Source organism: Dechloromonas sp. ZS-1 (assembly GCF_039649255.1).
Classification (GTDB): domain Bacteria; phylum Pseudomonadota; class Gammaproteobacteria; order Burkholderiales; family Rhodocyclaceae; genus Azonexus.
In genome coordinates, this window is record NZ_JBDIYD010000002.1 from 452,955 (window position 1) to 465,727 (window position 12,773).

Consider the following 12,773-nt stretch of genomic DNA (forward strand, 5'->3'; position numbering starts at 1 on the left):
GACCACGCGCCAGACCGGTACAAACCCTTGGCGCATGGCCTCTGACACCCTGCAGACCGCAGCCCTTAGAGCTGTTCCGAACTCGGACGGCCAAAATGGTAGCCCTGACCGCCAGCCACATGATCCTCGAGCAACAACTTCACTTGCTCTGCCGTTTCAACCCCTTGTGCAATCACATCGACCTCCAGCGAGGCCGCCAGGGTCACGATGGCCCGCAGCACAGCCCGCGCACTCTCGCTACGCGGCGCCTCGGCCACCAAACCGGCATCCAGCTTGATGTAGTCCGGCGGCAGGTCGCGCAGCAACTGCAAGGAATCCGGTGCCAGACCAAAATGATCGATCCCGAAACGGGCGCGATGCTTGCGGACCAATTCGGCAAACTTGCGTGCCAGCGCCGGTTGGCTGGCGCAACCATATTCAGCCAGTTCAAAAGACAAATTCAAATCACTGCGATCCAGGCGTCCCAGCGCCTCATCCAGCCATTGCATGAAACCGGCGTCATCCAGGCTCTGGCTGGACATATTGACAGCCAGTCGTCCCATTTCCCCCACGGCGACACGTGCATTCAGCATCGCAAACACCAGGGACAACAAAGCACGATCCACCTCGGCCATCAGATGATGGCGCAGCGCCATCGGCATGAAGGTTGAAGCCGGTACCAGATTGCCATCGGTGCCGATCAGGCGGGTCATGATTTCCTGATGGATCAACTCGCCGGAAGACAAGGACACCACAGGCTGCCCCACCAGGGTCCAGCGGTTTTCGGAAAGGGCATTCCGGATCAGTTCCCGCCACCCCTGCGAACCCAAGGCACCGGCATTCCCCGCCGTTTCCGCCACGTACTGCATCGCATTGCGGCTCGCCTGACGGGCACTTTCAATCGCCAGATCGAGGCGCGACATCACCTCGGAGCGCGCATCGCCAATCCGGAAGTTGACCACCCCCATACTGAACGACAAATCCCCACCACCACCGGCCGGCAAAGGAATCTCGGCCAGGCGCCCCTGGAGGGTTCGGGCAAGTTCGATGATGGCCGGGTGATCCAGCACCACGAAACCGAATGAGCCACCACCGGTTCGGCACAAAACCCGAGCGGACTCCCCCAGCACCGTACGCGCCACGTCAGCCAGCGCCTTGAGATAAGCATCCCCCTCGCGGTAACTGACCTCCGTGTTGAATTCCTTCAGGCGATTGACCTCAAGTCCGATCAAAGCCCCTTCGGAAAATGCCACCGAACCATCCAGAAACTGCTTGAAGCGCAGGTCGAAGCTGCGCCGGTTATCGAACCCCGTCAGTTCATCGACGTAGGCTTCGCGGCGGAATTTTTCAGCTTTGGCCGATTCCGTATCCAGCATTTCCTTGATCCGGCGGGACATGTCGTTCATGGCCCCCACCACGCGGCGCAACTCAGGGGCGCGCGGCATGAAGGCAATCCGCTCGAAACGCTTCTTCTGGATTTCTCGCGCCGAAGCCTCGATCAGACTCAGCGGCTTCAGAATCATGTGCAACAGGAGTTGTGTCAACACCAGGGCTGCCGCATACGCCACCGCCATCCAGATCGCGGTTTCAATCAGGCTGCGCCACAAATGCTGATAGGCATGAGTCGGCTGGGAAATGACCACCACCTTCCCCAACTGGCGCCAGCCAGCGCTGATGAAGGCCTCTCCCGGTGCGGCCTGCAGCGGGAAAAGCTCCGAAAACCATACCGGCACCTCATCGATCTTGGCAGGCAATTCCCGATTGACGAGCACATCCCCTTTCAAACCCAGGACGGCAATCCGCTGGAAATACCCCCGGTCAAACAAGGTCGCAACCTGCGTCGCTGCCAGTTGCGTATCAGCCTTCCCGAGAGACTGGGACAAGGGATGCACCAGCGCGCTGGCAGCATCCTGCGCATGCGAGGCCAACTGCTCCTCCAGATAGGCACGGGTACTGCGCACATCGGCCCAGGTCAAAGCGACAAAAATGGCGAGCACAATCGCCGAAATCGCGAGAAACAGCTGTTGGCGCAAAGTCATGCAGGGCTCCCCCGACGTCGCCGGCGGGATTCTTTACTGCCGCTCGGCAAATCACGCGCCACCCAGACCATGGCCATGACCACCACCAGCGTCAGCGCATTCGCGGGCAACTGCAGGTTGAAATCAACGGTACTGTGAATAATCAGGGCGACCACTGCCATCAGGGTACCGAACGCAATCCCGCGCGGCAAACTGGAACGCCGCTTCAAGAGGATGCGAATACCGCAAGCCAGGGTCAGCAAGACGAAGCCGCCGAGGAATGCGACCCCGACCAAGCCGTTATCCGCGGCAATCTCGGCATAATCATTATGTGCATGATCGAAATAGCCATCGCGCGGCGTGCGGTAACGCAGATAGGTATTGTAAAAACTCCCTGCCCCCGTACCGAAGACCGGAAAATCCTTGACCAGACCGAGTGAATAAAGCGCCGCCTCCTGCCGCAGCTCGACAGACTCTTCACGTCCGCCCCCCTCCATGCTGACCGAGGTTTCACGGACACGCTCGACCACTTTTTCCAGGCCAACCCAGGTCCCGACGATCACCACGTCAATGATCACCAGGCTGGCAATCAGACCGATCGTGGCTGGGGCCATCCGGCGTGACAGCAGAATGGTCACCACACCGACAATCAGCATGGCTGCAAAAAATCCGGCATTCCCCATGCGTGATCGCGTCAACACGAGCGCGATCACCAGCACGATCAACATCATCCGCAGGCGCATCTTCGGGCTCAGGATGAAGTCGAACACACGCACCAGGGTGTGCTTCCAGTTACCTGCGGGGGCCTTTTCCTGACCCAGGCGGGCCAGCATCAAGCCAATCCCCACCGACAGGCAAATCTCCATATAGCCTGCCATGTGGTTGTGATACACGAACCCGCCCTTCACCCGGTCATGAATGACCTCGGAGAAGAAGAGCTGGTAATGTGCCCCCGCCGAAAACAGCAATACGCCCAGAATGGCCTGCGCCAGCCCCGACAACACCAGGCACATGGCCAGCGTATCGAGACGCGCCTTATCCCGAACAGTCAGCAAGGCCACAAGAAAACAGGAGAAATACGCGAAGGACAAGGCCCCGTAGAGCTGCGTCTGAAACGGGTCCAAGGACAGACGGAAAGCCGTGATACCGGCCTGAACGGCATAGGTTTCCGGCGACACGGCATTGAGCCAGCCGCCCGGCAAAGGCAGCAATTGAAGCCAGGGTAAGACGACAAAGCCCCCCAGGCAGATGATCGGCCAGCGATAAGCACGCAGGCGGGCAAAAGCAGCCGGCAAAGCGGCGCGCCAGGACCAGAATGCCGCCAGCAACAGCCCCTGGGAAGCCAACACCAGGATTGCCATCGCCCAGGTACGGTTACTGCCTAACGGCCAAGGTGCCCAGAACAGCAAGGCCACCAGCCCCCAGAAGACACCCCGGTCAGAAATTTCAGCTGAATTTTGCTCGGTTACGGCACGCTGCATCGTTCACATCAACTATCAAAAGCATGGCAAAAAAAAAGGCAGCGAAAAGCTGCCTTTTTTCGGCTTGAAACCGGATCAAGAGCGGGAAACACCGCCACCGCCACCGCCCGACGGGGTCGAGGCAGGTGCGTTGGACCAGCTCGGCGCGTTGGAGGGGCCGGTGGTGATCCCCGGATTACCCGGTGCATTGGTCGGGTTACCGGCAGCGGTCGACTTGCTTTCGTTGACCAGCTTCAGCACAGCGACGGTATCGCCGACTTGCTTGGCATCGTAGCCCGCGGTGGTCATGGCAGACTGGATTGCATCGGTGCTGACACCCGCAGCAGACAAGGCAGTCGCCAGGCTATCCACGGAGATACCCGCAGCCTTGGCGGCAGCGACAACGGCGCTGACGTCCTGACCTTCGGTCACGGATTTTTTGACTTCGGCTTCAACCTGAGCGGCAGACATGCCGGTCGAGAAGGCAGCCATGGCGGTCAGGCTGGCGGTAAAGATGCCGGCAGCGATGGCAAGTTTGGTAAAAGTCTTCATGGCGACCTCACAAAGTTAGTTGAGTTCAGGATAACAGCATGACATGAGAGCGTCAACCCAACCCAGGAAAAATCCTCGGAAATACAACGACCTGAATCGAATTGTAATCCATCAAAATTATCAAAAACTCAACGCCCGTAGACGTCCTCGAAGCGCACGATGTCATCCTCGCCCAGATAGCTGCCAGACTGCACTTCGATCATCTCGAGCGGCATCTTTCCTGGGTTCTCCAGGCGATGGACCACCCCCAGCGGGATATAAGTGGATTGGTTTTCCGAGACAAAGAAGGTCTCTTCACCCCGCGTCACCTTGGCAGTGCCCGTGACGACGATCCAGTGTTCCGCGCGGTGATGGTGCATCTGCAAGGAAAGTATGCCACCCGGATTAACGACGATGCGTTTTACCTGGAAACGTTCGCCGGTATCGATGCTGTCGTACCAGCCCCACGGACGATACACCTTGCGGTGGGCATGCGACTCGCCTCGCTTCTCGGCCTTGAGGCGATTCACGACCTCCTTGACCTGCTGAATCTTGCCCTTATCGGCCACCAGAATGGCGTCCGGCGTCTCGACCACAACCACATTATCCAGCCCGACACAGGCAACCAGACGATCATCAGCCAAAACAAGGGTATTTTGGGTGTCGACCGCCAGGACATCGCCCATCAGCACATTCCCCGAAGCATCCTTGTCGCCGATTTCCCAAAGCGCACTCCAGGCACCAACATCGGACCAATTGGCAGCAAGGGGAACCACCGCCACCTCGGCCTGATTTGCCTCACCGGCGGTCAACGGCTCCATGACCGCATAATCGATGGAATCCGACGGGCAGGCGGCAAAGGCGGCCGGCTCGGGACGGACGAAATCGTGGTCCACCTTGCGCCCGGCGAAAGCTGCGTCACAGGCCGCCGCGATATCCGGACGGCACTGCGCCAGCTTGGCCAGCCAGACCGACGCCTTGATCACGAAAATACCGCCATTCCAGAGAAACTCACCGCTGGCGAGATAGGCCTCGGCCGTCGCGGCATCCGGCTTTTCGACAAACTGGCGCACCACCTGAGCCCCCTCGCCCAGGGCGTCGCCTACCCGGATATAGCCATAGCCGGTTTCGGGTGCCGTCGGACAAATACCGAAGGTCACCAGCTTGCCAGCGTCGGCCAGGGGCGCCGCGCGCAGTACGGCGGCACGGAATGAAGCCTCATCCTGGATCACATGATCCGCCGGCATGATCACCAGTACCGGATCTGCCCCATCCACCCGCGCCTGCAACGCAGCCAGCGCCAGCGCCGGCGCGGTGTTGCGGCCACAGGGCTCAAGCAAAAGCCCGCCTGACGAAACCCCAACCTGGCGCAGCTGTTCCGCCACCAGAAAGCGGTATTCCTCGTTGCCGATCAATAAAGGAGCACGCAACACATCATCGGCAGCCAACGCCAGGCCATTGAGGCGAAGGGCCGTTGCCTGCAGCATCGTGTGCTCGCCCGTGAGGCGCAACAACTGCTTGGGATACTGCTCGCGGGAAAGCGGCCAGAGGCGGGTACCGGAACCACCGCACAGGATGACGGGTTGAATGATCATGTTGAATTCGCGTTCTATTTCAATCAAAGCAGGCGTCAAGCGCCTCGATGTTCTTCTTTAACCAGCATGCGCCGCCCTACCAAACAGGCCGAGGCCACAGAGACCGTTCGGCCCACAAGAGGCAGCCCAAACAGGGATTGTGTCACCTTCCGACACCTTTCCCTGGTCGCGCAGATGCCTCAGTAGGCGTTTTTATTCACGAAACCTTTGAAAACCGTCAGGAAGATGATCTTGATATCGCGCCACAGGGACCAGTTCTGGACGTAGTCGAGATCATACTTCACCCGCATGGCCATCTTGTCCAGGGTTTCGGTTTCACCGCGCCAGCCGTTGATCTGCGCCCAGCCCGTGATCCCCGGCTTGACCTTGTGACGCAGCATGTAGCCGCGGATCAGCTTGCGGTATTCCTCGTTATGCGCCACGGCATGCGGGCGGGGGCCCACCACCGACATCGTGCCCTGCAGCACGTTGAAGAATTGCGGCAATTCATCCAGAGAAGTGCGGCGCAGAAACGCGCCAAACGGCGTGATCCGCATATCGCCCTTTTGGGCCTGGACAACCTTGCTGCCGTCTTCGCACACCGTCATGCTGCGGAACTTCCACACTTCCACCACGGCGCCGTTCAGACCGTAACGACGCTGCTTGAAGAGCACCGGCCCCGGCGAGGTCAGTTTCACACCCAGCGCAATGAAGGCCATCGGCAAGGCAATCAGGATCAGGATCAGGCTGGCAACGACGATATCTTCGACCCGCTTCAACCAGCCATCCACGCCGTAAAACGGGCTTTCATGCAGGCTCAGCACCGGGATGCCATCCAGGCTGCTCATCTTGCCGTGCAGCATGTCGAAGACGAAGAAATTGGGCACGAAATAAACGGAAGCTGTGGTATCGCTCAAGGCATTCACGAGTTCGATGATGCGCGCCTCGGCCTTCATCGGCAGCGTGATGTAGATGTAATCCACCTTGCCGGCACGCGCCAGTTCGACCAGTTCGTCAAAACGCCCCACCCCTTCTGCATCATGGGCTGCATGCTGACAATCGCGCTTGGCCAGACGATCGTCAAAATAGCCGATGAACTCCATGCCCAGCCAGGGGGTGTGCTTGACCTTATCCACCACCTGCAAGCCCAGCTTGGTCTTGCCGGCGATGGCCAGGGTGCGGGTATTGCGGCCACCCGTACGGAGAAAACTCAGAACCAGACGCAACGCAATGCGCGAAGCAGCCAGTCCAAGCGGCGCCAGCATCGACCACACCAGCAAGGCGGCCCGCGAATAGTCCGCGGACATTTTGGTCAGGAAACCGAGGCAAACCAGGGTGCCTGCGGTCAACAGCCAATTAACGACTGTTTCTGACACAGCCCCTTGAAGCGGCAAGGTGCGGCTTGAACCGTAGAGGTTACGCATACCGCCAAAGCCGAGGAAAATCAGCACGGCCCAGATGCCCAGGGTCGCATACTGACCGGCAAATTCGAGCTCATCGTGGGTCAGTTCAATCGCCAGGGCCAGCATGGCCAAGATCACCGTACCATCCAGCAAACGATGAAAAAAGGCGATTTTCGAGCTATGAGGTCGCAACAGGCCACTCGGCATGAAAGACATGATGTATGACGCCTTTTGGAAAATTTGCGGTGCACTGCACCATTTCCCAATGATCCCATAACAGTGTAAAAAACCCAATATAACCAATGGCATAGAAAGAATGGATTTGCCAAATAAACGCTATATTCAACAAATCTAATAGCGCCACCACAGAAGATTCGTCACATTTTCAACACGCATCCACCCCGAAAATCACGCGACTTAAATGATCAAAGTCCCACAAAATCGTCACTACAGCGTCGCCCGGCTTATTTAGGGATAGTCAACCCGACGACATACCTATACATCCTGAGCCCCCCTGGCCGATCTCGCGCCCTCTCAGAACTGGCTGAAATAACAAAAACCCTTGGCGACACCTGCTGCCCGTGGGAAGATAGGTACATTGCTGTTGCCCTCACACCAAGATGCGTCCCCCCTACCCTCCCAAGAGCCTTGGCATCATCGCCCTGCTGTCACTGGGGGTGCTGACGCTCCTTGCCTTCTATCTGGGGAGCAGCTATCGGGATCAGTCCCAACTGGCAACCGCCCATGCCCGCAATCTGGCCGCCGTTCTGGAAGCCCGTCTGAACCTCACGCTGCGCCGCACCCAGGCCACGCTTGAGTCCCTGGCAAAAGAAATTCCGCCGGAGGCCTTGAGAATCAGTGCGCGTACCGGCTACGCCACCGAACTGCACCAAAAACTCGCCCGTCTTGCCGGCCACTTCCCGGCGATCACCGGGTTGCGCATCATCGACCGGGAAGGCAACCTGCTCTATATCTCCGAGCGGGTTGAGCTCGGCGTTCCGCCCAGCGCACGGGATCGCAGTTACTACGAGGCCCTCAGGCAGAACCCGGCCCAGCCGATCTTTTTTTCCGAAGTCACGCTTGGGCGCATTTCCAATCGGCAACAACTTTATGCAGCCGTCGCCATCCGCGATGCCCAGGGCGGTTTTGCCGGCATTGCCATGGCGCCCCTGGAACTTGACTACCTCGCCACCCTGATCAATGCCATCGACATCGGGCCGAATGGGGTCGTCACCTGGCGGCGCAGCGACGATGCCCGGCTGGTCATGCGTATTCCGGCCAAGCCCGACAGCGTCAATCAGCCGATCAACAGCAGCAATCCGCTGCATGCCCGCATCGAACAGGGCGATCAGGAAGGCGTTGTGCACTTTGAGGCTGCGCTCGACAAGATCGACCGCATTTACGCCTTCAAACAGGTCGCAGGCTACCCCTTCTACGTTGCGGTCGGCCTCGCCTGCAACGACTTTCTGGCCCAGTGGCGACGCACTGCCGTGCTGGTCGGCGCCAGCGTCCTGCTCGGCCTTGCCGCCGTGATCCTGATGCTGCTCCGCCGCATGCGCTCGGAAGCCAGCCTGCGCGAGGCAGCAGCCCGCCTCGCTGAAAGCAACGAGCGCCACCAATCGCTCCTGCAGGCCATGGACGAAGGCATTTGCAGCCTGACCCGCGACGGTGACATCACCTTCATGAATCCGGCCTGCCTGCGCATCCTCGAGGCGGCTGACACCCCCACCGTCCGCGCCCGACTGGCAACGCTCATCCCCCAAGCCAAGGACAGTGCTCACAACGATCTCTGGGCGGCGATCCAACAGGCCGCCAGTACCGGCGCACGACTCGACGCCTTTGACGCCGAACTCCCGCACCCGGACGGCAACCGCATCCTGCACCTGATGTTCTACCCGGTGCGGGAGGGCGAAACGACCAACGGCGGCGTGCTCCTCCTCTCCGATGTCACCGCCCAGCGCGAAGCCATTTCAGCCCAGCAACGCTATCGCACCGAGCTGGAACGTACGGTGGCCGAACGCACGCACGAACTGCTCGACGCAAAAACCGCTGCCGAAGCCGCCAACGTGGCCAAGAGCGCCTTCCTGGCCAACATGAGCCATGAGATCCGCACCCCGCTCAATGCGATCAGCGGCATGACCCACCTGCTGCGCCGCGATGGTGTCACGCAAAAACAGGAAGACCGCCTGAACAAGATCGAGGCGGCCAGCGAGCACCTGCTCGATGTCATCAACGCCATCCTCGACCTCTCCAAGATCGATGCCGGCAAATTCACGCTCGACATCAGCGAAGTCCATCTGGGTGCGCTGGTGGCCAATGTCGTCTCGCTGCTCAATGACCGTGCCAGTGCCAAGGACATCCGGATCAGCACCCAGGTCAGCCTGCCTGCAGCGCGCCTCCAGGGCGACCCCACGCGTTTGCAGCAGGCGCTCATCAACTACGTGGGCAATGCGATCAAATTCACCAATCAAGGCGACATCCGCATTCAGGTCTCGACCGAGGACGAAGGCGACAACGACTGCCTGATCCGCTTTGCCGTCACCGACAGCGGCATCGGCATTGCCGCCGATGTCCTGCCGCGCCTGTTCAACAGTTTCGAACAAGCCGACAACTCGACCACCCGCAAATATGGCGGCACCGGCCTGGGACTGGCGATCACGCGCAAACTTGCCGAACTGATGGGCGGCGAGGTCGGCGTGGAGAGCACCCCGGGGCGCGGCAGCACCTTCTGGTTCAGCGCACGCCTGCAGAAACTCACGGCCCAGGCCACCCAGCCGACCACGGTGAGTCGCCTGCCCGCCGAGGCGCAACTGCTCGACCGGCATGCCGGCAAACGCGTCCTGCTGGTCGAGGACGATCCGGTGAACCGCGATGTCACCCTCGGCCTCCTGACCCATGCCGGGCTGGCCGTGGATATTGCCGAAGACGGCGTGCAAGCCGTCCGGCTGGCGACGGCCCAGATCTACGACCTGGTGCTCATGGATTTGCAAATGCCGAACATGGACGGTCTGGAAGCCACGCACCAGATCCGCCGGCTACCGGGCTGGAACACCCCACCCATCCTGGCCATGACCGCCAACGTCTACCCGGAAGACAAGCAGCGCTGCCTCGCCGCCGGGATGGACGACTTCATCCCCAAACCGGTTCCGCCCGTCCTGCTCTTCGAAGCCCTGCTCGAATACCTGGAATCCTGATCGGCCAAACTGCGGCGCATCGGCAGCCCGACGGTCAACGCCGCCCTGCAGGCAAAATCCGGCGGAACACACGCCCCTGCAGGCGTGTGACCATGCCTGCAATCAGAACTTCAGCAAGCCAAAACGGGCGCGGCAGCGGCCAAAGCAGTCATGCATTTCCTGCGAATGCCAGTCGATACCCAGATGCGCTACCGCCACCAGATTGATGCGTGACAGGTGGTTCTTGGGCGAGGGCGGCAGATCCAGCGCGCGGGTGAGGCTTTCGGCCACATTGACCACGGCCTGCAAGGGGCTGGTCGCCACCAGCATTTCGTGATGTGCCTCGATGGCCAGGGCAAAGGCCTCCGGCAGTTCCCACTGGCGGGCCAGCTCGCCGCCGACCACGGCATGATCGAGCCCGAATGCCTCGGCCTCGTGGTCCAGCAACCGGCCATCCAGCGCCGATTGCGCCTGCACCGCCTGAAACCGCTCGGGATCAAGCACATGGAAATACAACTGCCCGACATCATGCAAGATACCCGCGATGTAGGCTTTTTCCGGCGAGACGCCGCACAGCATGGCGAGCTCCTGCGCCACGATGGCCACCGCGCGGGAATGCTGGAGCAAGAAGGCCGCCCCTTTGTCCTGCCCGATGAACTTATTGAGCGCCGCGCTCACGACAATGCGGCGAAACTGGTTCAGGCCGATCAGCGAGGCAGCCAGGAAAGGGTCGTAGACATCCGGCTGGGCGTGCAGGCGGCGAATGTGATTGGCCGTGGCCAGCACGCTGGAGGTGATCACCGGATCGTTGCGCGTGAGGCGCGTGATGGCGTCCAGCGAAGCATCCTCGTCGTGCAACATGTCGAGAATCTGCACCACCACCTGCGGGAAGGGCGGCAGTTGCTTGATCAGCTTGGCGACCTCGGTCGCCAGGTTGCTCCGGGTCAGCATTCTGACGGTCCACCATCCAAAAGGGCCAAAAACAGCGGCGCACAACTCTCGGTCGGCACCGCGCCAAAAATCTCGCGCAAACGCGCCTCATGGACTGCCTGGGCCTGGGCATAGGCTTCATCGTCACGCGGCACCAGATTATCCACCGCCACGCACTCCACGCCTTTGTTCAGCAGCTGATCGATGGTGGCGGCGGTGAGCACCGTGCCCACCCCAAGATGAATCGCCAGCTGACGCCCCGTGCGCCCGAACACCGGGCGGGCGATGACCATGCCCGGCTCCAGATGCAGGGTTGGCATCCAGCAATACCGATACACGGGATTTCCCGCCTCGCCAGCGCCTTCTGCGCCCGGCATGCCATCCGTATTCATCTGCGTCACCGTGATCTCCATCCTGTCATCCATACCGCGCAAGCCGCACCCACTGTGATCCTACAAGGCTTTGACACGCCTGCCGCAGCAAGGATTCCCCTGCGCATAGCGCCGAGCCAGCATCCTTCTCATTAACGAACCCGTCAGATTGATCTTGAGGGCTCAAACCCAAAAATATTATTACATTCGTCAATTTTGATAAAAACCTGGGCGACACCCTATTGCCCCGCGACACACTCGCAACACACCGCCACCAAACAACAACGCCCGCAAAAGCGGGCGTTGGGAAGTGAGCGGCAGAGGGTATTCAGAGCCCTTCCGGGTTCATGGATTGCCACTTCCAGGTATCGGCGCACATGTCATCGATACCGCGCGTTGCTTTCCAACCGAGAGACGCCTCTGCCAAGGCGGGTTCTGCCCAATATGCCGGCACATCCCCCGGCCGACGGTCGACCAGTTTATACGGCACTTTTTGACCGCAGGCCCGTTCGAAGGCGTGCAGCATTTCCAATACGCTAAAGCCGCGCCCCGTACCGAGATTGACGGTGGTTACCCCCGGCTCACGCACCAGCGCATCCAAGGCTGCCAAATGGCCCAGCGCCAGATCCACCACATGGATGTAATCCCGCACACCGGTTCCATCCGGCGTTGGGTAATCACTCCCAAACACAGACAACTCGGCACGCCGCCCCACCGCCACCTGTGCGATAAAAGGCATCAGATTATTGGGAATACCAGTTGGGTTTTCACCGATCAAGCCGCTGACATGCGCCCCTACCGGATTGAAGTAACGCAGGATGGCGATCCGCCATGCTGGGTCAGACACCGCCAGATCACGCAGCATGTCTTCCACCATCAGCTTGGAGCGCCCATAGGGGTTTGCCGGCTGCAAAGGAAAATCTTCAACGATGCACGGGTTATGCGGATCGCCATAGACCGTGGCGGAAGAGCTGAAAACAAACTGCTTCACCCCCGCCTCTGCCATGGCTTCCAGCAGGGTCATCGAGCCGTAAACATTGTTCTCGTAATACATCAGCGGCTTGGCCACCGACTCACCCACCGCCTTCAAGCCGGCAAAGTGCACCACCGCTTTGATCCCATGCTCGCCAAACACCCGCGCCAGCACCGCTTGATCCCGGATATCGCCCTGTACGAACAGCGGGCGCTTGCCACAAATGGTCTCAATACGATCCAGCACCTTGGGCGAGCTGTTGCAGAGGTTATCCAGAACAAGCACGGACTCACCGCGACTCATCAACTCCACCACCGTGTGCGAGCCGATATAGCCGGTACCGCCTGTAATCAAAATCATG

General features: G+C 60.1%; 9 protein-coding genes. 1 reads left to right on the top strand and 8 read right to left on the bottom strand.

The annotated features are described in order from the left end of the window. Positions 1-65 precede the first annotated feature (65 nt). From AACO21_RS05010 to AACO21_RS05030, 5 genes are all read right to left on the bottom strand, one after another. Positions 66-2,018: an EAL domain-containing protein gene (locus AACO21_RS05010; protein WP_346191396.1), complete on the bottom strand. Its 1,953-nt coding sequence runs from the start codon at positions 2,016-2,018 to the stop codon at positions 66-68. Then, complete coding sequence (locus tag AACO21_RS05015) at positions 2,015-3,478, bottom strand: O-antigen ligase family protein (protein WP_346191397.1); 1,464 nt, start codon at positions 3,476-3,478, stop codon at positions 2,015-2,017. The genes AACO21_RS05010 and AACO21_RS05015 overlap by 4 nt, the downstream gene beginning before the upstream one ends. Before the next feature lie 75 nt (positions 3,479-3,553). Further along, positions 3,554-4,009, bottom strand: coding sequence for a hypothetical protein (locus AACO21_RS05020; RefSeq protein WP_346191398.1), 456 nt, complete (start codon positions 4,007-4,009; stop codon positions 3,554-3,556). A gap of 128 nt (positions 4,010-4,137) precedes the next feature. Continuing rightward, the gene (locus AACO21_RS05025; RefSeq protein WP_346191399.1) at positions 4,138-5,583 is read right to left on the bottom strand and encodes a mannose-1-phosphate guanylyltransferase/mannose-6-phosphate isomerase; all 1,446 of its coding nucleotides are present in this window, start codon (positions 5,581-5,583) and stop codon (positions 4,138-4,140) included. 179 nt (positions 5,584-5,762) lie between these two features. Next, complete coding sequence (locus tag AACO21_RS05030) at positions 5,763-7,181, bottom strand: undecaprenyl-phosphate glucose phosphotransferase (RefSeq protein ID WP_346191400.1); 1,419 nt, start codon at positions 7,179-7,181, stop codon at positions 5,763-5,765. A 404-nt stretch (positions 7,182-7,585) separates the two neighbouring features. Between AACO21_RS05030 and AACO21_RS05035 the strand changes: the two genes are divergently transcribed. Continuing rightward, positions 7,586-10,159, top strand: a complete 2,574-nt coding sequence (locus tag AACO21_RS05035) for an ATP-binding protein (protein WP_346191401.1) — start codon at positions 7,586-7,588, stop codon at positions 10,157-10,159. Between the two features lie 102 nt (positions 10,160-10,261). On the opposite strand, the gene AACO21_RS05040 is transcribed toward AACO21_RS05035, so the two are convergent. From AACO21_RS05040 to galE, 3 genes are all read right to left on the bottom strand, one after another. After that, a complete protein-coding gene (locus AACO21_RS05040) occupies positions 10,262-11,089 on the bottom strand; it encodes an HDOD domain-containing protein (RefSeq protein WP_346191402.1) in 828 nt (275 codons plus the stop codon). Next, positions 11,083-11,493: a hypothetical protein gene (locus AACO21_RS05045; RefSeq protein WP_346191403.1), complete on the bottom strand. Its 411-nt coding sequence runs from the start codon at positions 11,491-11,493 to the stop codon at positions 11,083-11,085. The genes AACO21_RS05040 and AACO21_RS05045 overlap by 7 nt, the downstream gene beginning before the upstream one ends. Positions 11,494-11,767: 274 nt before the next feature. Next, complete coding sequence (gene galE / locus AACO21_RS05050; protein WP_346191404.1) at positions 11,768-12,772, bottom strand: UDP-glucose 4-epimerase GalE; 1,005 nt, start codon at positions 12,770-12,772, stop codon at positions 11,768-11,770. Between the last annotated feature and the right edge of the window lies 1 nt (position 12,773).